Source organism: Streptomyces sp. NPDC093221, assembly GCF_044753885.1.
Taxonomy (GTDB): domain Bacteria; phylum Actinomycetota; class Actinomycetes; order Streptomycetales; family Streptomycetaceae; genus Actinacidiphila.
This window is the reverse complement of record NZ_JBIVOA010000001.1, coordinates 331,233-352,200: the sequence shown is the minus strand read 5'-3', so window position 1 is coordinate 352,200 and position 20,968 is coordinate 331,233. Positions and strand designations below refer to the sequence as shown.

The 20,968-nt window shown below is 72.5% G+C and carries 15 protein-coding genes; 7 read left to right on the top strand and 8 right to left on the bottom strand.

Translation table 11 applies throughout. The features are described from left to right. Positions 1-155 precede the first annotated feature (155 nt). Positions 156-956, bottom strand: a complete 801-nt coding sequence (locus ACIQCJ_RS01610) for a VOC family protein (protein WP_401305196.1) — start codon at positions 954-956, stop codon at positions 156-158. A gap of 235 nt (positions 957-1,191) precedes the next feature. Between ACIQCJ_RS01610 and ACIQCJ_RS01605 the strand changes: the two genes are divergently transcribed. Then, a complete protein-coding gene (locus ACIQCJ_RS01605; protein WP_402710361.1) occupies positions 1,192-1,638 on the top strand; it encodes a universal stress protein in 447 nt (148 codons plus the stop codon). A gap of 681 nt (positions 1,639-2,319) precedes the next feature. Here the strand turns inward: ACIQCJ_RS01605 and ACIQCJ_RS01600 are convergent. Beyond that, positions 2,320-2,592 (bottom strand): helix-turn-helix transcriptional regulator, encoded by a 273-nt coding sequence (locus ACIQCJ_RS01600; protein WP_355336478.1) that lies wholly within the window; start codon positions 2,590-2,592, stop codon positions 2,320-2,322. A gap of 165 nt (positions 2,593-2,757) precedes the next feature. On the opposite strand from ACIQCJ_RS01600, the gene ACIQCJ_RS01595 reads away from it, so the two are divergent. Then, positions 2,758-3,240, top strand: coding sequence for a helix-turn-helix domain-containing protein (locus tag ACIQCJ_RS01595; protein ID WP_402710360.1), 483 nt, complete (start codon positions 2,758-2,760; stop codon positions 3,238-3,240). A 23-nt stretch (positions 3,241-3,263) separates the two neighbouring features. On the opposite strand, the gene ACIQCJ_RS01590 is transcribed toward ACIQCJ_RS01595, so the two are convergent. Further along, positions 3,264-3,827, bottom strand: a complete 564-nt coding sequence (locus ACIQCJ_RS01590) for a TetR family transcriptional regulator (RefSeq protein WP_391159575.1) — start codon at positions 3,825-3,827, stop codon at positions 3,264-3,266. A 118-nt stretch (positions 3,828-3,945) separates the two neighbouring features. Here ACIQCJ_RS01590 and ACIQCJ_RS01585 point away from each other — a divergent pair, with 118 nt between their 5' ends. The 3 genes from ACIQCJ_RS01585 to ACIQCJ_RS01575 all read left to right on the top strand — a co-directional run bounded on the left by ACIQCJ_RS01585 (position 3,946) and on the right by ACIQCJ_RS01575 (position 6,809). After that, complete coding sequence (locus ACIQCJ_RS01585; RefSeq protein ID WP_402710359.1) at positions 3,946-5,163, top strand: zinc-binding dehydrogenase; 1,218 nt, start codon at positions 3,946-3,948, stop codon at positions 5,161-5,163. 108 nt (positions 5,164-5,271) lie between these two features. After that, entirely contained in the window at positions 5,272-5,661 is a 390-nt protein-coding gene (locus ACIQCJ_RS01580; protein WP_355336481.1) for an MmcQ/YjbR family DNA-binding protein, read from the top strand. Positions 5,662-5,987: 326 nt separating this feature from the next. Continuing rightward, positions 5,988-6,809, top strand: coding sequence for a helix-turn-helix domain-containing protein (locus ACIQCJ_RS01575; protein ID WP_402710358.1), 822 nt, complete (start codon positions 5,988-5,990; stop codon positions 6,807-6,809). A gap of 373 nt (positions 6,810-7,182) precedes the next feature. Here the strand turns inward: ACIQCJ_RS01575 and ACIQCJ_RS01570 are convergent, their stop codons facing one another. After that, positions 7,183-11,628, bottom strand: coding sequence for a hypothetical protein (locus ACIQCJ_RS01570; RefSeq protein WP_402710839.1), 4,446 nt, complete (start codon positions 11,626-11,628; stop codon positions 7,183-7,185). Between the two features lie 273 nt (positions 11,629-11,901). On the opposite strand from ACIQCJ_RS01570, the gene ACIQCJ_RS01565 reads away from it, so the two are divergent. Then, the gene (locus ACIQCJ_RS01565; RefSeq protein WP_402710357.1) at positions 11,902-13,791 is read left to right on the top strand and encodes a discoidin domain-containing protein; all 1,890 of its coding nucleotides are present in this window, start codon (positions 11,902-11,904) and stop codon (positions 13,789-13,791) included. 111 nt (positions 13,792-13,902) lie between these two features. Here the strand turns inward: ACIQCJ_RS01565 and ACIQCJ_RS01560 are convergent, their stop codons facing one another. The 4 genes from ACIQCJ_RS01560 to ACIQCJ_RS01545 all read right to left on the bottom strand — a co-directional run bounded on the left by ACIQCJ_RS01560 (position 13,903) and on the right by ACIQCJ_RS01545 (position 19,429). Beyond that, a complete protein-coding gene (locus ACIQCJ_RS01560) occupies positions 13,903-15,078 on the bottom strand; it encodes a glycoside hydrolase family 26 protein (RefSeq protein ID WP_402710356.1) in 1,176 nt (391 codons plus the stop codon). 148 nt (positions 15,079-15,226) lie between these two features. Then, positions 15,227-16,870 (bottom strand): glycosyltransferase family 39 protein, encoded by a 1,644-nt coding sequence (locus tag ACIQCJ_RS01555; RefSeq protein WP_402710355.1) that lies wholly within the window; start codon positions 16,868-16,870, stop codon positions 15,227-15,229. Next, positions 16,867-18,117 carry a glycoside hydrolase family 26 protein gene (locus ACIQCJ_RS01550; RefSeq protein ID WP_402710354.1) on the bottom strand — a complete coding sequence of 417 codons (1,251 nt, stop codon included), beginning with the start codon at positions 18,115-18,117 and terminating at the stop codon, positions 16,867-16,869. Before ACIQCJ_RS01550 ends, ACIQCJ_RS01555 begins: the two co-directional genes overlap by 4 nt. Continuing rightward, on the bottom strand, positions 18,110-19,429 hold the full coding sequence (locus tag ACIQCJ_RS01545; RefSeq protein ID WP_402710353.1) for a glycosyltransferase family 2 protein: 1,320 nt from the start codon (positions 19,427-19,429) through the stop codon (positions 18,110-18,112). Before ACIQCJ_RS01545 ends, ACIQCJ_RS01550 begins: the two co-directional genes overlap by 8 nt. Positions 19,430-19,779: 350 nt before the next feature. Between ACIQCJ_RS01545 and ACIQCJ_RS01540 the strand changes: the two genes are divergently transcribed. After that, positions 19,780-20,922, top strand: a complete 1,143-nt coding sequence (locus ACIQCJ_RS01540) for a glycoside hydrolase family 26 protein (protein WP_401305217.1) — start codon at positions 19,780-19,782, stop codon at positions 20,920-20,922. Positions 20,923-20,968: the final 46 nt, after the last annotated feature.

The following is a 20,968-nucleotide window of genomic DNA, read 5'->3' as shown; positions in this document are numbered from 1 at the left end:
AAACCCGGCCCCGCACCCGCGCCGACCTGCCGCCCGCACGCCCCCGGAACCGGCCCGGCCCCGCGCCCGCGCCGACCTGCCGCCCGCACGCCCCCGGGACCGGTCCGGCCCCGCCCGTGCCACCCTGGCCCGGCGGACAAGCGGCGGCGAAACCCCTACGCCTCCGCCGGCGCCGGCATCTCCCCCACCGTCCGCGCGGTGTCGATGACCGAGAAGTTCGCGCCCTGCGGATCGGTGACGGCGGCGAACCGGCCGTAGGGGCTGTCCATCGGGCCGAAGCGGAGGGTGGCGCCGAGGTCGACGGCCTTCTGTACGGCGGCGTCGCAGTCGCCGACCGCGAAGTAGACGTTCACGTACGCCGGTACTTCCGGCGGGAATTCGTCACCCATGGTCATGCGGCCGAGCACCGGATTCGGGCTGCCGCCCACCTTGAAGACCTTGAAGTCCACCCCGGCGTCGGTCATTTGCTGCGCGGAGTACGTGAACGCCTTCGTCAGGAAGGCGTCCGTGACGTCGGGCTCGCGCGTGAAGAACTCGGCCCAGCAGAAGGCGCCCGGCTCGCCCACCTTCGCGAAGCCCTTGTGCTGGTCCGGCTGCCAGAGCCCGAAGGCCGCGCCGGTCGGCTCCTTGGCCAGCGCCATCGTGCCGAGCCGGCCCACCTGCATGGGCTCCATGAGCAGTTCGCCGCCCGCCGCCTTCACCTTCTCCGCGGTCGCCGCCGCGTCCGGGGTGGCGAAGTACAGGTTCCAGGCCGACTTCCCCTCTTCTCCCGGCATCGGCGGGACCACGCCCGCGACGGCCTCCCCGTCCGAGAACGCCTGCGCGTAATCGCCGAATTCGCTCGCGCTCTCCCCGAACGTCCAGCCCAGCACGTCGGCGTAGAAACGCTTGGCCCCTTCCAGGTCCACGAACATGGCGTCCACCCAGCACGGTGCGCCTTCCGGGAAATCAGTCATGACCCGCGACTCCGTCCCCACGAATGTGACGTACGTCACTTACGTACGTCTCCACGCTAGTCAGTCCTCGCGCTCCCCGCACGGCGAGGCAACGGTGACGGGCGACGGAGAGCGGAAACGTACGAAGTGGCCATGGTCACCACCGTTCCGGGAATGCGCGCCCGGCGGCCGGAGGCTGAGGGAGTACGGAGGCCGCACCTCCCGTGAGACCCCTTCGGACAAGGAAGTTGACCCCATGTACAAGAAGATCCTCGCCGCCGTCGACGGTTCGGCCCACGGCAGTGCCGTCCTCGACGCGGTGTCGGCGCTCGCCAAGCTGACCGGCGGGACGGTGCAGGTCATCCACATCCGGCCGTCGCAGGTGATCTCCGGGGGGATCACCAGCACAGTGGTGCCGGTGGAGGAGAGCGCCGAGAGCCGCAAGGTCGTGGACGACGCGCTCGCGCGGCTGCGCGCGGACGGCATCACCGCCGACGGCGAGGTGGACGAGGGCCTGACCGAGGACCTGGCCGCGATACTCGTCGAGCGCGCCGAAGCCCTCGGCAGCGACCTCATCGCCGTCGGCCCCGGCCACTACAGCGGCATCTCCGCGCTTCTGCACCCGAGCGTCAGCCGCGCCGTCGCGAAGTCGTCTCCCGTGTCGGTCCTGCTGGTCCACGGCGAGGCCGGGGCCACCGCCTGACCTGCCCCTTCTCCTTTCCGGATCGCCCCACTGCCCGCCACCCCCGGTTCCGCACCCGGCCGGGGACGGCGGGCAGCGTCGTGCCCGGAGCCATACGCGGGGCCGCGCCCGAAGCCGTACGCGGACGGGGGCGGCGCCACCGAGGACAAGCAGCAGCACCGGAGGACGGGCGGCGCCACCGGAGGACAAGCGGCACCACCGGAAAAATAAGTGATGGCACCGGAAAACAAGCGATGGCACCGGCAGAAACGGTCAAGCGGGGCAATTCACCGACCGCCGGACACGGAGAGTACGGCCGCGTAACCTGACCGTCAGCCGGGCGCCTGGACTCTGGTGCCCTCTCCGTACATCGCATTCGGCGGTGTCCGGAGAGAGGAGCAGTGCAGTGGCGCGTCACCGCAGGCCGAAGAGGCTGCGGACTACCGATCGATTACGCATGGGCTGGTGGCTCGTCCAGATTGCCGTCTGGATCCATCAGCACGTCAACGACCGGTAATCCGGCTGGGCGGGGGCCGTCTTCGTGGGATGCGGCGGCGGCCTCCGCGTACTCATCTCATGATGTGCCGCCCCGGCCCCGCAGGCCGCGAGTCGCGCGACTTTGGCATATGCCAATCCACGCGTCGAGCGTTCCTTCACGTGCGCCCCCCGGCCTCATTCGGCCGCGACGTGCGCGCCCCGGCCTCATTCGGCCGCGCCCTCAGGAGCGGCGGTACGGACCGCGCCCGCGTGGCGCTTGCGCTCCAGGACGACGAGCGGGCAGTTCAGCGCATCGGCGATCTTGATGAGATTGGCGGGGGTGGCGCTGCGCCAGCCCGACTCGATCTCACCCATGAGCTGCTCCGAAATGCCGACCTGGTCGGCGAGCGCCCGCTTGGTCAGCCCGGACTTCTCCCGCGCCCAGGTGACGGCCTCGGGCTCCTGATGGAGCCTGCTCGGCCGGGTGCGGTGCGACATGGGCAAAAACTAGCGCGTAGTAGCGCGTAGCACAAGTATTTATCGGGAACTACGCACACCTGCGCACGTTGCCGCCGCGCATATGCGCAGGCCAGACCGGCCGATACCCGCCCCTCTTCGCCGTATCGCTGGACGCATAATGCGTAGTTGTGCGAAGCTCGCCGCATGACTGAGCGCCCGGACGCGCCGCCCGAGGGGGAGCTGATCAAGGTCGCGCTCGCGGCGTCCGGCCTTTCCCAGCGGGAGGCCTCGCGGCGAGCCGGCATGAGCGACACGCGGTGGCGGCAGATCGTCAGCGGTTACCAGTCGGTCGACGGGACACCGGTCCCCGTCCGCGGCCGTGACGAGACGCTGGCCCGGATGGCGCATGTCGTCGGCGTACGCCCGGAGCAGTTCGAGGACGTCGGCCGCCCCGACGCCGCCGAGGAGCTGCGCGACCTCACGGCCCGCAAGCGCGACATCGACGCCGCCTCGGCCATCCCCTCCGGCGCGTACGACCGCCTGGAGGAGCGCTGGCACCTGGTGGAAGCCGTGCTCCGCACCGCGCGCGAGGGGCTGAGCCCGTCCGAGGACAGCAGCCTCGTCGGCCGGGTGCACGGGCTGCTGGCGCAGGACCCGGACGGTTTCACGCCCAAGACCCCTGGCTAGCAGCCGACTTCACCCGTCGGCGCTCAGGCCGCGCCGGAGGACGGCGCGCTCGCCCGTACCAACTCCCGTGCCAGACCGACGCTTTCCGCGAGCGTGTCGAGCGGCAGCGGCTGGGTGGCGAGCGCGCCCTCGTGCAGCAGGAGGAGCCGGGTGGCCAGGGCGGCGGGGGACGCGCAGGCCGCCGCGGTGGCGAGGCGCTCGAAGAGCCCGAGCAGCCAGAGCTTCTGGTCCGCGGCGACGCGGTGCGCGGGGTGCGCGGGGTCGGGGAGTTCGGCCAGGGCGTTGATGAACGCGCACCCGCGGGTGTTGGTCGCGCTCCAGGTCCGCAGCGCCTCGAAGGGCGCGGTGACGGCCTCGACGGGGTCGTCGCAGGCGTCGACGGCGGCGCGGACGAGGGCCCGCCAGCGCCGGTCGCGCTCGCCGAGGTAGACCGCCACGAGCCGGTCCTTCGAGCCGAACTGGTTGTACAGCGTCCGCTTGGTCACGCCCGAGTGCTCGGCGATCAGGTCCACGCCCACCGCCGTGATCCCGCGCCCGTAGAACAGCTCCTCGGCAGCCGCCGCGATACGGCGGCCCGCGGCGGTCATGGGCCGTACGTCGCCCGCTTCCGTCTCCTGGACCTCCGGCATCGGGCCCCCCCTTCACTGATCGGTGTACCGTGGGTTGATGTTCACAGATCAGTGTACTCAGGAGGACGGTGGAGCGATGAGCGTGCCCGGGACCATGCGTGCGGTACGGATCGCCGGTCACGGCGGGCCGGAGGTGCTGGAGGCGGTGGAGGTGCCTGTGCCCGCCCTGGGGGCGGGCGAGGTGCTGGTCGAGGTCGCCGCCGTCGCGCTCAACAACACCGACCTGTGGACGCGCGAGGGCGCGTACGGAAGCCCGCAGGACGCGACGGCGCTGTCCGGCTGGCGCGGGCCGATCGACTTTCCGCGGATCCAGGGGGCCGACGTGGCCGGGCGGGTCGTGGCGGTCGGGCCACGGGAGGACGTCTCCGCCGACGGGGGCACTGGCCTCGACGGGGGCACTGGCCTCGACGGGGGCGCTGTGGTTGACGGGGATACGGTGCGGGCGGTTGACCGGGATACGGCGCGGGCGGTCGCCGGGAAGGCCGCCGAGGCGGCGGCCCGGGGCACGGCCGCGGAGCCGAACCCGTACGCGGGCCTCCTCGGCCGCCGCGTCGTCATCGACCCGGCCGTCTACGACTCCGACCGCCAGGACGCGAATCCCATCGGCCTCATGGGCAGCGAACGCGACGGCGGCTACGCCGAGTACGTGACCGCGCCGGTCGGCCGCGTGCACGACATGACCGAATCCCCGCTCACGGACGACCAGTTGGCGTCGCTGCCGACCGCGTACGGCACGGCGCTCGGCATGATCGAGCGCGGCGGGCTGCGGGACGGCGAGACCGCCCTGGTCTCCGGCGCGTCCGGCGGCGTCGGCCTCGCCCTGACCCAACTCGCCCGCGCGCGCGGCGCGAAGGTGCTCGCCGTCAGCAGCGGTTCCAAGGCCGACGCGGTCCGCGCGGCGGGCGCGCACGTCGTCATCGACCGCGCGCGGGATGTCGCCGGGCAGATCCGCGCCGCCGCCCCGGACGGCATCGACATCGGACTCGACGTCGTCGCCGGGGAGTTGGTGAGCGCGTGCCTGCCGCTGCTGCGCGAGGGCGGCCGGTGGGTGGTCGCGGGGGCGCTCGGCGGGTACGGCGTCACCTTGGACGTACGCCGTCTGTATCTGCACAACGCGCGGGTGATCGGCTCCTCGATGCACACGCCCGCGCACTTCGGGCTCCTCATGGACCTGGCGCGCGAGGGCGCTGTCCGGCCGGTCGTCGCCGCGACGTTCCCGCTCGCGCGGGCCGCGCGGGCGCAGGAGGAACTGGCCCGCAGGGGGCACGTGGGGAAGATCGTGCTGCACCCGTAGGGCCGCCCGCGGCGCCGGGCGGCGGCCTCCCCCGCACGCGCGCCCCGCCGTGGTGGAATTGGGTGCGTTCGAGCGAGGCGGGCGCGCGGGCACGCGGACGGAGCCGGGATGGGGAGAGTCGTGGGGCGGCGGGCAGTGCTGGGGAGCGGGGATGTGCGGCGCGTGGCGCTCGGGCTGCCCGGGACCGTCGAGAAGGAGTTGTGGGGACATCCCACGTTCCATGTCGGCCGCCGGATGTATGTGACGGTGCCCGACGACGGGACGTCGTTCGCGGTGCGCTGTCCGCGGCACGAGCGCGCGGAGCTGATCGCCTCGGAGCCGGAGAAGTTCTGGGTGCCCGCGCACGAGGCCCACTCGTCGTGGGTACGGGCGCGGCTGGCGGCGCTCGAGGACGAGGGCGAGCTGTACGACATCCTGCTCGACTCGTGGCAGCAGGCGGCGCCGCAAGAGCTGGTCGAGACGTTCCCGGCGAACGGCCGTCGCCCCGAACGGAATTGATTCACCCGGCGGGCGGGGGCTGCCCATCAATGCGCGCTGCCGTGGAATCAATCTCGCGGGCGTCGCATACGGGGGTCCGCGGGGATCGTCGCGGAAGGGCAGCACCGCCGATGGACGAAGCACGTCCGCACGCATGGGAGTTGGGGCAGGTCTGGCTGACGGTGGTGCGCCCGCCGGGACCGCTGACCGTACGGCCGGGGCCGGGGCGGGGATCGGGGGCGGGGCTTGGGCTTGGGCAGGGGCCTGGACGTGGGCCGGGGCATGGGCCTGGGCATGGACCGGGGCATGGGCCTGGGCCGGGGGTCGACCACTGGCGGCTGGCGCTGGTGTCGGAGGGGCCGCTGACGCTGCGCCGGGCGGACGGGGTGGACCGGGGGGACCTGAGCGCTGCCGGGAACGGTGCCGCGAACGTCGGCCGGACCGGTGGCGGAGACCTCGGCGGGGACGCGGAGCGCGACCGGGCCGGTACGCGGCTGGAGGCCGGCGAGCTGGGGCTGTGGGAGCCCTCACGGCCGTTGCTCGTCAGGGCGGTCGAGTCCGCCGCGCCGCGAGGGCGGGCGATCGTGCTGCACCTGCCGCGCGAGGCGGTGCCGGTGCCCGCCAGGTCGCTGAGGCACCTGGTCGCGCGCCCGCTCCCCTCCGACACCGGACCCGCCGCGCTGCTGGCGCACTACGTCGAAGGGCTCGCCGACCAGGCGGCCGGTTCCGTGCTCGCCCCGCAAGGCGCGCGCCTCGGCTCGGCGGCGCTGAGCCTGGCCACGGCCTTCCTGGCCCAGCTCGCGGACCCGGCGGCCGTACCCGCGTCCCGCACCCTCGAACTCCGTTGCGCCATAGGCGAGTACATCGACCGCCACCTCGCCGCGCCCTGGCTGTCGCCCGCCGCCATCGCCTCCGCGCACCACATCTCGGTGCGCTACCTGCACCACCTCTTCCGCCAGGACGGCGGCCGTACGGTCGGCGGACACGTCCGCGCCGAACGGCTCGACCGCTGCCGGGCCGATCTGGCCGACCCTCGGATGGCGCACCGCAGCGTCAGCCGGATCTGCGCGCGGTGGGGCTTCCCGGACGCGGCGGTCTTCGGCCGTGCCTTCAAGAAGGAGTACGGCGTCGCGCCCGGCGCTTACCGCAGGCGGCTGTTGAGCGCGTGAGCGTCCACACCGCCCCCGCACACGCCCGCCGAGCGGGCGACCGTAGCCCGAACTCCCCGCCCCCACACGACCGGTCGGCCGAGGCGCGACCCCTGCCCCCATCGCGGCTCACTGCGGTCGTCCTCCCCGATCGTCGTCGCCACTGACGACCCGCACCGCGCGCCGCGCTCTCGGCCCACCGGCCCCGGGCACCCTCCCCCGTGCGCCGGGCCACCGAGTCTGCCGGGGACCGAGCCGCCCGTCATCGGCCCTGTGCGCAAGGGAGTTGACCGAGAGCGCAATGCCGGGCCCGCGCGGCGCGGGCCTCAGCGGGCCGTGGTGCCGCAGACCGGGCGGGCCTCAGCGGGCCGTGGTGCCGCAGACCGGGCGGACCTCAGCGGTCCGTGGTGGTGCCGCAGACCGGGTGGGCCGGTTCGTCGGGGAGATACGTGCCGCGCTCCTGCCGGGTGAGGTCGCGGCCGACCGCGCGGCAGACGGCGGTGACGGCCGCCGCGGGGTCCGGCAGGTCAACGGCCCACAGCCGCGCGGTCTGTTGCGGGTCGAGGACGAGGAGCGTGTGCGCGTCGGGGCCGAAGGCGAGGTCGGTTGCGGAGCGGGGCGCCGCCGTGAGGGTGGCCCGCACGTGTCCGGCGGCCACGTCCAGGAGGTGCACGGGCCCGTCCCAGTCGCCCGCCGCGACGGTCCGGCGGTCGGGGGTGAAGGCCACCGACGTCACGGGCGCGGTACGGCCGGTGGCCAGCGCGCGGGTGCGGCCGGTCGTCAGGTCGGCGAGCAGGACGTGACCGTCCCAGGTGCCGACGGCGGCCGTGCGCCCGTCCGAGCTGAGCGCGACGCCCGAGTCCACCATGGGCATGCTGCCCGAACTGCCGTGCACAGGAGCGCCGTTGAGGATGGACCGGGTCTCCCCCGTGCCCAGGTCGACGAGCGCGACCGCGCCGTCCACGGTCTGCGCGGCCACGATCCGGCCGTCCGGGCCGAAGACGGGTCCCGTGCCGGGTGCGATCCACACCCGGAAGGTCGTACGGAAGCGGTGCGCGCGCACGTCCCACGGCCGCAACCGGCCGTCGTAGTCGGCGATGACGAGCGTACGGCCGTCGGGGCTGAACGCCAGGCCGCCCGCGTTCCCGGCCGCCGCAAGGGTGGCGGTGACCTGCCCCGACACGGTGTCCCACAGCCGCACCGAGCCGTCGCCGTCCCAACTGGCCACCACGCGACCGTCCTTGGTGACGGCGACCGCGACCGGCGGCGGTCCCGAGGACGGACCGGCCAGGACGCGCACATGTCCGGTGGCCGTGTCGCGCAGCCGGAGTCCGCCGTCCGTTCCGGCCAGTACGACGCCACCGCCGCCGAAGGCCGCCGCCGCGACGCCGGGCAGGACGGCGGGGCCGTTCGTCACGTCCCACAGCCGTACGGTGCGGTCCGCGCCCGCCGTCGCGAGGGTGCGGCCGTCGGGGCTGAAGGTGAGCGCGCGGACGGTGCCCGTGTGACCGGACAGCACCGCACGGGCCCTGCCCGTGGCCACGTCCCAGATCCGTACCGTCCGGTCGTCGCCGCCGGTCGCGAGGGTGCGGCCGTCCGGGCTGAACGCCAGCGCGCCGACCTGGCCCGCGTGCCCGGACAGCACCGCGCGTACGCGGCCGGTCGCCGCGTCCCGGATCCGCACCTTGCCGTCGGCGAAGTCCCCCGTGGCCACGCTGCGGCCGTCCGGGCCGCACGCGAGGTCGAGGAAGTCCCCTCCGTCGTCCGGGACTTCGTGGGCCTGCGACCTGGCGGCGAAGTCGGCCAGCGGGCGGCCGGTCCTGGTGTCCCACTCGCGGATCCGCCCGGCGTCGGACATCGCCACGACGCGCCCGCCCGCGCAGAACGCCATCGGTCCCGGGATCTTCTCGCGGCTGGTGACGATCCGCCGGTCGCGGCCGGTCGCCACGTCCCACAGCCTGATCGCGCCGCCGCGGTCCGCGGTGACGGCGGTGCGGGCGTCGGGGCCGAGTTCCCAGTCCAGCGGCGGCTCAGGGCCGAGGGCCACGGTCCTGGCCCCCCGGCCGCCCTCGGCGGACACCGGACGCAGGTCCAACTCCCCCTTCCAGCCGGTGATCGCGAGGGTACGGCCGTCCGCGCCGTACGCCAGCGCGGTCGCGCCCGCGCTCGGGTGGCCGACCTTCGAGCGGACCCGGCCGCCCGCCGCGTCCCACTGGATCACCGTGCCCGCGCTGTCGCCGGTCGCGAGGGTGCGGCCGTCCGGGCTGAACGCCAGTGACTCCACGTCGTGTTCGCGGTCCGGCGGGCGCAGGACGGCTTTGAGGGGCAGCGCGGCGGCGGCTTCGAGGCTGACCACCGCCTCGGTGGTGGGGCTCTCGCGGTACGCCTGGACGGCCAGCAGCGAGGCGAGTTCGGGGTCGGAGCCGACGAGCGCGTCCGACGTGGTGGCGAGCTGCCGCGACAGCGCGACCTGCCGGGCGGCGTCGGCGGCCCTGCGCTGCCGCTCGTTGCTGCGGCTCTGCGTCCACGCCGTCGCCCCGGCCGCCACGGCCAGGACGAGGAGTACGGACAGGGTCGCCGTCAACGCGCGGAGTCTGCGGGTGGCTCGGGCGGCGGCCTGCTCCTCGCGGCGGCGGGCGGCGGTGCTCGCGTCGAGGAACGCCCTTTCGGTGGGCGTCAGTTCGTCGGGTCCGCCGTTCGCCTCCGCCGCCGGGAACGCCTCCCCGGCCGGGAACGCCTCCTCGGCTGCCGCGAGCCGCGAGCCCCGGTACAACGCGCCCGGTTCGCGGTCGAGTTCGTGCCACATCACCGCCGCGTCGGTGAGCCGACGGTGCACGCGCAGCCGGGTCCGCTCGGCGTCGATCCAGGACCGCAGCCGTGGCCACGCCTGGATGAGGGCTTCATGGGCGAGGTCGACGGTCCCGTCGTCCACGGTGATCAGCCGGGCCCCGGCCAGCTCGTCCAGGACGACGGCGGTGTCGTCCGCGCCCAGGGCGAGTTCGGCGCGGGCCACCGGTCTGCGGGTGTCGGGGGTGCCGTCGCCCGGCATGACCAGGCGGAGCAGCACGCGGCGCGCGAGGGCCGCCTGCTCGGCGGTGAGCCGGTGGTAAAGGTCCTCCGCCGTACGGGAGATGGCGCCGTGCAGACCACCGGCCTCGTCGTACGCCCGCTCGGTCAGCGCCCGGCCGGCGCGCCGCCGCCACGTCTCCAGCAGCGCGTGCGACATCAACGGCAGCCCGCCCGGCTCCCCCACGACCTCCGCGACCACCCGGGCGGACAGCGCCCGCTCCACGATCAGCCCCGCGGCCTGCGCCGGCCGCACCACCGCCTCCCGCAACTCGTCCCGGTCCATCGGCCCCGCCAGCAGCGTCGCGTCCTGCAACGCCCCGATCAGCCGCGGATGCTCCGCACACCGCCCCAGAAAGTCCGCCCGCACCGCGATCACCACCCGCGTCCGCCCCGCCGGATGCGCCGCGGCCAACAGCCGCTCGATAAACCCTTCCCGCTCCGCCGCGTCGGCGCACAGCGTGAACAGCTCCTCGAACTGATCCACAATCAGCCAGGTATCCCCCCCGCCACCCTCCGCACCGGACCCCGCACCAACCCCCCGACCACCCACCGGCCCGAGTCCCGGACCAGCCCCCCGACCGCCGGTCGCGCCGATCGCCGTACCAGCCGTGAAGCCAGCCGCGCCAGCGCCCTCCGAGCCGGACTCGGAGCCGGTCACATGCCCAGCCGCCGGACCAGCGGTGTCCGTCGGACGACCGCCCTCCAAGCCGGACGCCGGACCGGCCCCGTAGCCAGCCGCAGGACCGCCCACCGGGCCGGACCCCGAACCAGGCGCAAGCCCAGCCACGCGACCATCGGACGAATCCGGCACCGCGGTCGCGGCCGAGGCGGTCACCGGACCAGACGCGTGCCCGTCCGCCGGACCGGCCTCCGGGCCTCGCTCCGCATCGGCCGTCGTACCCGTCGCACGACCGCCCGCAGGGCCGCGATCCGAACCGGACGCGTGCCCGGCAGGGCGACCGTCCTCCGGGCTGGGCTCGGAGCCGATCACGTGCCCAGTCGCCGGACCGCCCGCCACGCCAGGCTCCGGGCCGGACGCGTGCCCAGCCGCCCGACCATCGGTCGAATCCGTCGCCGCACTCGCGGCCGAGGCGGTCGCGGGACCACCCTCCGGGCCTCGCTCCGGATCGGCCGACGTGCCCGTCGCACGACCGCCCGCCGGGCCGGGGGCCGGGATGCCCGCGGTGCTGGCCGCAGGGTCGTACGTGGAGCTCGCCGCAGGCGTCAGGTGGGGGGCGTGGTCGCGGAGCGGATGGGCGCCGGGAGTGAGGATGCGGAGGGCGGCGGGGCGGGTGGCGGGGTCGGCGACTTGCTGGAGGCGGGGGATGAGGCCGGCGCGCAGGAGGGAGGACTTGCCGCTGCCGGAGGGGCCGAAGACGGCGGTGAAGCGGCGGCGGGCGGTGAGTTCCAGCAGGCGGTCGGTGAGGCGGTCGCGGCCGAAGAAGATGTCGGCGTCGCCCGCTTCGAACCGGGCCAGGCCCCGGTAGGGCGCCGGATCGTCGCCGTCCTCGGCGTCCCGCGGCCCCGCGGCCCGCGTGGCCGCCGCCCGCCAGCGCCGCTCCCAGTCGGCCGGATCGCCGCCGCACGCGCGGACGTACGCCAGGACCACCGGCAGCGTCGCCAGCGTCTCGCCGGAGGCGGCCCGCGACAGCGTGCTCGCGCCGAAACCCGCGCCCCTGGCCATCGTCCGGTACGTCGGCTTGCCCGCCGCCTCCCGCAAGTCGCGCAGCTCGCGCGCCAGTTGGCGTACCGGGTCGTCGCCCGGCGCCATCTCCTTCTCCGGACGTCCCGACACCGCGCACTCCCCTCGACGGACAGAGCTGCCACGCTACGCAGACCCGCGCCCCACGGGGACGGCCACGGCCCGGAATTGCACTGGGTGCACACCGCTGCCGCATACCTCCCTGGCGGGGCACCGTCCTCCTCCCGTACGGCGCGCGGACGGCTCCGTAAACGTTGCCGGAAGCCTTGACAGGGGCTGGGGCAAGGCCGACTCTCGCGTGGAGAGAGCGCTCTCACGCAACCCCCCACACAAGGAGCAGGCATGTCGATGAGAGACAAGCGCTTGCGGAAACGGCTGGGCGTCGGATTAGTCGCCGTCAGCGCGATGGCCGCGGTGGCGCTGGCCGGTTCGCCGCAGGCGTCGGCGTCCGCGTCGGCGTCGGCCGCGGGAAAGGGCACCGTCTCCCCACAGACGGCGACCCGGACCGCGGCGGCACAAACGGCCGCACAACCGGCGGCACACCAGGCCGCGCGACAGGCCGCACAACCGGCCGCCGTACAGCCGAACGCCGTCCCCGCCGCCCCGAGCGGCTTCACCACCACCTGGAGCGACGACTTCAACGGCGCCGCCAACACCGGCTTGGACACCGGGACATGGCGCTACGACGCCGGTGAGGGCTGGACCTTCGGGACCGGCGAGATCGAGACGATGACGAACAGCACGGCCAACGTCTACCAGGACGGCAACGGCCATCTGGTGCTCAAGGCACTGCACTCGGGCACGGACCCGAACACCGGCTGGACGTCGGGACGGGTCGAGACCCAGGCGGACGGCTTCGGCGCGCAGCCGGGCGGCGTGGTCCGGATGCAGGCGTCGATCCAGCAGCCGAACGTGACCACGGCCAACGGCGCGGGCTACTGGCCCGCGTTCTGGATGCTGGGGTCGCCGCTGCGCGTGGGCGTGCCGTGGCCGGGTTCCGGCGAGGTCGACATCCTGGAGGACATCAACGGCCGCAGCTCGGTGTTCGGCACCCTGCACTGCGGGACGAATCCGGGCGGCGCGTGCAACGAGTCCAGCGGCGTCGGCAGCGGTGAACGGGCCTGCTCCGGCTGCCAGACGGGCTACCACACGTACGCGGTGGAGATCGACCGCTCGACGTCACCCGAGCAGATCCGCTGGTACCTGGACGGCGCGAACTACTTCACGCTCAGCTCCAACCAGGTGGACGCCACGGCGTGGGCCAACGCCGTCGACCACAGCTTCTACATCATCTTCGACCTGGCGATCGGCGGCGGCTTCCCCGCCGCCTTCGGTGGCGGCCCCAACGCGGCCACGGTCAGCGGCGGTTCGCTGAACGTCGACTACGTGGCGGTCTACAACAAGGCCGCGCCCGGCAGCACCGGCACCAACATCGCCAAGGGCAAGCCGACCACGGCCTCCTCGACCGAGAGCGCGCAGTTCCCCGCGTCGAACGCGACCGACGGCGATGTCACCACCCGCTGGTCGAGCGGCTTCAGCGACCCGCAGTGGGTCCAGGTCGACCTCGGCCAGTCCTACAACCTCACGCACGCGAGTCTGGTCTGGGAGGCGGCGGCCGCATCCGCCTACCAGCTACAGACGTCGGCCAACGGCACGACCTGGACGACGGTCTACTCCAACAACAACAGTCCGGCCGACATCCAGGACACCGCGCTGTCGGCCACGGCCCGCTACGTGCGGGTCTACGCGACCGCCAGAACATCCCAATACGGCGATTCGCTGTACGAGTTGGCGCTGTACGGCACACCGACGTCCGGCGGCGGCGACCCCGGCGGACCCGGCACGCCCACCCTGCTGTCGCAGGGGAAGACGGCCACGGCCTCGTCCAGTGAGAACGGCAGTTTCACGGCGGCGAGCGCGGTGGACGGCGACCCCGGCACCCGCTGGTCCAGCACCTTCAGCGACCCGCAGTGGCTCCAGGTCGACCTCGGCGCCAGCCACACCGTCAGCCAGGTCAAGCTCAACTGGGAGGCCGCGTACGCGACGGCGTACCGGATCCAGACCTCCGCGAACGGCACCACCTGGACGGACGTCTACTCCACGACCACCGGAACCGGCGGCAATCAGACGCTGAACGTCACCGGCACCGGGCGGTACGTGCGAATGTACGGGACGGCGCGCGCCACGCAGTACGGCTACTCGCTCTGGGAGTTCCAGGTGCTCGGCACCTGACCGTCAGGACCGCGTGCGCACGTGAGCACGTAAGCACGTAAGCACGTAAACGTCCAGGGCCGCCCCCGGTGCACGCGCCGGGGGCGGCCCGCGCACCAACAGCCCTACGCGTCACGGCACTTGCGCCAGCCGCAACGTCCTCGCTCCCGCCGTGAAGGACTCCTGCGCCGCGGCGCTGGACATGAACGTCCAGTCGGAGCCGCCGCCTTCGGCGTGGGTGTACTGGAACCAGATGAAGCCGATGACGTCGTGGCGGCTCGCCAGCCACGGGAAGAGGCTGGCGATCCAGGGGGCCTTGCGCCCACCCGGCTGGGCGCCGGTCTCGGTGATGAGCAGCGGCTTCGCGGTGAACGCGCGCAGGGCGTTCACCGACGGGTCGAGGAGTTCGCCCGCCGTGCGCTCGGCGACCCCGTAGGCGTCGAGGCCGACCCAGTCGACGTAACCGTCGCCCGGATAAAGGGACTTCAGGCTGATGTCGCCCGCGCCGCGCAGCGTGTTCGGGGCCCAGACCCAGATCACATTGGTGGCGCCGGCCTGCTGGAAGATGTCGTGGACGTGCTTCCACGCGGCGACGTACTCACCGGGTCTGTTGCCGCCGTTGGGCTCGGCCCACGGGTACCAGTGGCCGTTCATCTCGTGGGCGAAGCGCAGCGCGATCGGGAAGCGGTTGGCTTTGACGGCCTCGGCGAAGGATCTGATGTACGGGTCGTGCGCACCGTCGATGATGGTGCGCAGCGCGTACGAGGGCTGCTCGGTGCCCTTCGCGGAGCCCGCCCACGGTTCCCAGGAGACGACGGGCACGGCGTGCTGGGCGTAGGCGGCGCGGACCGGGTCCGGGTCGAAGCCGCGGGTCCAATTGACGTAGTACTCCACCATGTTGGGCGTGACGCCGCCCGCGTCGCGGCCGACTCCGGCCAGGACGGCCGAATTCCAGGGCGCGTCGGGCTTGGCGACGCCGAAGTACGTGGTCCCGGCGGGCGGTCGGCGGATGGCGTCCTTGTCGGGCACGGCGGTCCGCGGCGGCCCCGGCGCGATGGTCGACACCCCGTCGTCGTCGCCCACGCCGCTGTCGGCCGCCCGGTCGGCTCCCGCGCTGCGGTCGCCGCCCCCGTCCCCGCCGTCACCCCAGGCGAGCGCGGCGACCCCGATCAGCAGCGCGAGGACCGCGGCGGGCACGACGTACTTCGCCCGGCTCCAGACCTGGCCGTAGAAGGGGCTGGACAGCCGCCCCGGCCAGTTGACGAGCGGACCTCCGCGCGTCCACCGGTCGCGTCTTCCCCCGAGCATGCTCCCCCGCCTCCGTCACCCGTACCCCCGACGATTCCCTGAACGCCCCGCGCACCCTGCCCCCGCGCGCCCCGCCCCCGTCGGGCCCGGCCACGTCCGCGACCGGCCACGCCCGCGGCCGGCCCGGTCGGCGCGCCCAACGCGCCCGCTACCGCGCCAACTTCCGCGGCAGCCGGTCGAACAGCGTAATCCGCAGGCCGCCCGCGAAGTCCTTCGCGGTGCCCGCCTTGTACTCGGTCTGGAGGAATCTCCCCTCGTCGGCCGTCATCCCCGCGTACGGCGTGCGCGGCGCGGTGGCCACCAGCCAGATCCGCTGGACGTCCTTGGTGCACACCACGGGCGCGGAGCACGGCTGTCCGGTGTACGTACCGTCCCGCTGCGGCGACACCGTCACGTACACCGCGTCCGGCGGGTCGGCCACGGCGCGCAGTTGGTACGCGGTGCCCCGCATCGCCTTGTCCAGCTCACCGCTGTAGACGACCCCGTCGCCGCCGCGCGTCTGCGTCCGCAGCCAGGCCGACGCCGCCTGGTAGTCGGGGAGTCCGGGCCGCGGGTCGGTGCGCAGGCCGTTGAAGGCCGGCAGCGAAACCGCGGCCACGGCGACGGCGGCGACCGCGCCGAGCACGATCTGCCGGGTCGCCGCCCCGCGCTCCCTGCCCGGCAGCAGCTTGGCGAGACCGCACACCCCGGCGCCCGCGAGCAGCGCGACGGCGGGCACGGTGAAGACGAAGTACGACGGCGTGAACAGGTTGCCGTACGAGCGCAGTCCGAACAGGGCGACCGGCGGCAGCACCGCCCACACCAGCAGCGGTACGCCGTTCCTGCGGCCGAGCAGCACCCCGAGCAGCGCGAGGCCGCCCACGGCGAGGGCGACGTGCTGCGAGCCGAGCAGCTCCTGCGGCAGCCGCAGCAGCGCGTGCACATCGGTGCCGCCCTGCGGGTCCTGGTGGTTCTGGCCGCGCGCCAGCATCAGCACCGCGAAGAGCGGCGCGACCGGCACCAGCGTCACCGCCAACCACGCCCCGGTGCGCTGGCGTTCGGTGGCCAGCGTGATCAGCAGATACGCCACCACGACCGTGGCCGCCACCGGGTGGAACAGCCCCGTGCACAGCATCCCGAACGCGTATCCGCCCCACCGGTCCGCGCCCACGTGGTCCAGCGCCCGGTACAGCAGCAGCGCCCCCGCCACCACCGACAGCGCCGCCAGCGCGAACGGCCGTGCCTCCTGCGCGAATCGCGTCGTCACCGGCAGCACCGCGAACACCAGCCCCGCGACCAGCCCGGTCGGCGCGTCGAACATCCGGCGGCCGAGCAGCGCCAGCAGTCCCGCCGTCACCGCCATCGCCACCACCGACGGCACCCGCAGCATCGCGGGCGAACTCCCGGCGACCGAGACCCAGAAGTGCATCAGCACGTAGTACGGCGCCAGCACCACATCGGTGTTGTCCAGCAGCCGCCCGAGGTCCGACCACGACAGATGCGCCGCCCACCACGTCGCCGCCTCGTCCTCCCTGACCTGCGCCGCACCCACCCGGTACCCGCCCGCGACGAGCGTCACCAGCATCGGCGGCAGCATGATCGCGGCGCGGCCCATCCCGCGCCGCTTCTCCTCCTGGCGCCGCCGCGAGGCGCGCCCCCCCGAGGCGGGGCGTTCCCCGGTGCTGTCGTCCTGGATCTCCCACTCGCCCTCGTCGTGATGGGAGTTCCGCGGCTGCGGAATGATCGAGATGGGAATGGTGTCGGGGTGATCGGGGTAGTCGGCGTCGGATTCGAGGACTTCCCGCTCGCTCATGGGGTGCTCCCGGCGGGGGAGTCGGAGGGCGCGGGCGCGCCCGCGTGACCCGTCGCCAGACGCAGCGTGGCCAAGCCCGCCTGGAACTCCTGCTGTTCGGCCTTGCTGGAGGTGAACCGCCAGTTCCCGCCCGCGCCCGAGTCGCGGTCCTTCTGCATCCAGACGAACCCGATCACCTCGGAATTCTTCCGCAGCCACGGGAAGAAGGCGTCGACCCAGCTCAGTTGCTGCGCGTCGATCTGCGCACCGGTCTCCATGATGACCAGCGGCTTGTCGGTGAAGGTCCTGATCTGGTCGATCGTCGCCCGGAAGGTGATCTCCGGCGTCGACTCGCGTACGCCATAGCCGGTCATGCCGACCCAGTCGACGTAGTCGTCACCGGGGTAGAGCGCCTTGAGCGAGACCTTCTTGGCCGGCCGGACGATGTTCGGCGACCAGGCCCAGATCACATTGGTGGCCCCGACCTTCCGGAAGATGTCGTGGACGTGCCGGTACGCCTTGACGTAGTCGCCCTGGTGATTGCCGTTCACCCGCTCCGCCCACGGGTACCAGACGCCGTTCATCTCGTGCGCGAAGCGGATCACCAGCGGCCACTTGGCCGCCGCGACGGCCTTCGCCGTCTGCGTGATGTACGTGTCGTACGTGCCCGCGGTGATGTTGGCGAGCCGGTACGCGGGCTGGTCGATATTGGACTTCAGGATCTGGTCGGGTTCCGGATTCTGCGCGCCGCCCTGCCAGGGCTCCCAGCTCAGCACCGGAAGCGTGCCGTGCTCGTAGGCCGCCGTGATCGCGTACGGGTTGAACTTCTGGCTCCACGACAGGAAGAAGGACGTCATCGTCGGCCGGATGCCGCCCGCGTCGACGGTCAGCTTGTCGACCTCCGCCGCGTCGTAGGGAGCGTTGGTGGTGGCCGCCCCGAAGTAGACGCCGTCCGGGTGCAGGAACTGCGCCTTGGTCGGGATGCCGGGCTCGGTCCTGCCCTTGAGCCGCTCCAGCAGGCCGGGGTTGGTCCTGCTGCCGCCGCCGAGTCCGGAGTAGCCGGTGCCCTCCGCGTTGGAGACCACGGCCGCGTAGACGCCGTAGGACAGGGCGGAGAGCAGGACCGCGTTGACGGCCATCCAGATCCGCAGCCGGATGCCGGTGCCCCGGTTCCACCAGTGCGCCGGCTTCTTGCGCCGTCGGCTGGCGCTCGGTCGCCGGGGGTCGGAAGGGGGCGGTGTCGCCGGGGTGTTCTGGCTGCTAGACACTCATCATCACCGACCCCCCGAGCATGAGGCCGCCGATCACGTACGGCACCAGGACCAGGGCGCTGTGCGACTTCTCGCCCGCGAAGCTGTCGGCGCGGGTGCCCCAACTCGCGTTGTGCGCGCAGCGGAAGAAGCCGAGCAGGCGCACGGGGAGCAGCAGCAGGGTGTTGATCACCATGAAGGCGGGCAGGAAGAGCAGGTCCTGCGGCCGGTAGGCGAAGTGCCGCCCGAAGCGGAACATCAGCGAGAACAGCGACATCACGGCGGCCAGCGCGATGAGCAGGACCAGGGCCTTGGTGGGGTCGCCGGGCAGCGGCAGGTCGTGGTAGATGCCGGGACGGCCGCGGTGGAAGGCGGCGACCAGCCAGGAGGCGAAGGTGCCGAGGAGCACGAACGGCACGGCCACGTCGGTGAAGTAGAACAGCGCGAGCATCTTCGCGTTGCGCAGCATCCAGGGCATCATCCGCAGCGTGTTGTACTGCGAGCCGCGCGCCCAGCGGTACTGCTGCTTGGCCAGCTTCTTCAACTGGAGCGGGGCGTCGGTGTAGACGAGCGACGTGGACTGGTAGACGGTCTTGTACCCGGCCTTGAGCGTGTAGTTGGTGAGCGTGCGGTCGTCGCTCACCTCCAGGAAGACGCCGAGGAACTTCTCGCCGAGGAAGGCGTCCATGCAGTCGAAGAGGATGTGACTGCGGAAGGCGATGGTGCGGCCGGGCAGACAGCCGACGGTGCCGAGCACGCTCATCGCGGGCATCGCGTACTGGCAGCGCACGCTCTCCAGCCAGTCCGCCCAGCGGGTGAGCACGGTGCGGCTCGGCTGGAGGATGCGCTGACGGGTCGTCACCCCGCCGACCTCGGGGTCGCGGAACGGCTTGACCAGTTCACTGAGGGTGTTGGCGGTCCAGATGGTGTCGGAGTCGACGAGTACGGCGATCTCGCCGCTGGATTCCGCCAGGCCGACCTTGAGCGCGTTGCGTTTGCCGGGAACGGGCGTCCATTTCCAGAACACGCCGAGGTCGTCGCAGATGTGCTCAAGTGCCTCGTTGCGGCGGCCGTTGATCACCACGATGATCTCGGTGGGCCGCTGGTCGATGATCCGGCCGACAACTTCGCGGAACAGGTCCTCGGGCTCGTCCACGACCGGGATGATCACGGAAGTGGTGGATTGGAACGGGCGCTTCCATGGCTTGTACCGACGCGCCAACACGACTTTGATCAGCCACAGCAGCCAGATCAGCGCCATGAAGGCGGCGAAGGGGTACACCACCCCCTGGAGCCGCAACTCACGGATCTCCAGCAAGAACGCCAGCATGTCTTCCTATCGCGCCGATTCCCCCGAGCCACCTACAAGGCGGCACGCCGCAGAGAACGTAAGTGGTGACACGATTTTTATCATATGATCCTTAGCGTCCCCCAATTCGGTCATCACCTGTAACACAGCCGGTACCTGCGACCTGACACACAGCTGACACACATACATGTGGCGTACCGCACACCGATGTCGCGCATTTCGCCCCGCTCCGTGAATTACCCGGACAAGCCCGTCGCGCCGTCGTCCGTATGGTCGTCGGATGAGATGCTGACGGTTCGCTGAGACGCTGACGGTTCGCGGATCCATCGATCCGCGACTCCGCGGAGAAGAAACGGCCGGGGATACCGGGGATGAATGTCCTGACACGACGGATATGGCGCACGTCCGCCCTGCCGGCGTGCCTGCTCGTGGGCGCACTGCTGTTGAGCCTGGTCGCATGCTCCTCCGACGGCGGCGGGGGGACGACCATCGCGGGCGACGCCGTACCGGTCACCACAGCCCCGCCGAGCGGCCCCACGGGATCGGCCACGGCGCCCGGAGCGTCCGGAACGCCGGGATCACCGGCATCACCCGGAACGCCGCCCCGCACCAAGACCCTGACAAAAGCCGAGTATCTGCACCCCGACGGCCTCTACTTCGGCCTCGCGACCTTCCACGGGCCGAACCGCGCGACCACCGCCTCGGCCTCGGCCGCCGCGGGCCGCCCGCCCAGGATCCTGGAGTACTACCAGGACTGGCGGCGGGACTTCTCCGCCTCCGACGCCGAACTCGCCTACCAGCAGGGCGCGCTGCCGCTGGTCACCTGGGAGCCGTACGGCGATTCACGCTCCGCCGACCAGCCGAAGTACGCGCTCAAGCGGATCGCGTCGGGCACGTACGACGCCTACATCATCCGTTTCGCGCGGCAGGTCAAGGCGATCGGACAACCGATTGGTCTGCGTTTCGCACACGAGATGAACGGCGACTGGTACCCGTGGTCAGAGAAGAACAGCGGGAATTCATATGGAGATTATGTGAAGGCGTGGCGCCACATTCACGATCTCTTTCAGATCGTCGGAGCTTCCGAGGTGATCTGGGTCTGGAGTCCCAATGTGCTGCGCGGCACGAACGGCGTCGCGTTGAATCCGCTCTATCCCGGTGACGGGTACGTCGACTGGATCGGACTCGACGGCTACGGCTTCGGCGAGCGCACCGCGACCGAGGTGCTTCAGCCCACGGTGGACGAGATCACCAAGTTCTCGCACAAGCCGATCCTGGTGAGCGAGACGGGCAGCGCGCCGGGGCCGCAACAGGCAGGCTGGACGGCCGATCTCTTCCGCTGGATCAAGCGCACGCCGAACGTGATCGGCTTCATCTGGTTCCAGTACAGCAAGGACGAGGGCGGCAAGTACGACTACCGGTTCGACATCTCGCCGCAGACGAAGACGGCATTCCGCAAGGGACTCGACTCGCTCACCCTGCGGCCCTGGCCGATGTCGGCCGGAGGGTCCTGAACGCCGCCCGCGTGACTAGTCCGCGGGCTGTCTGTGAGCCGTCTGA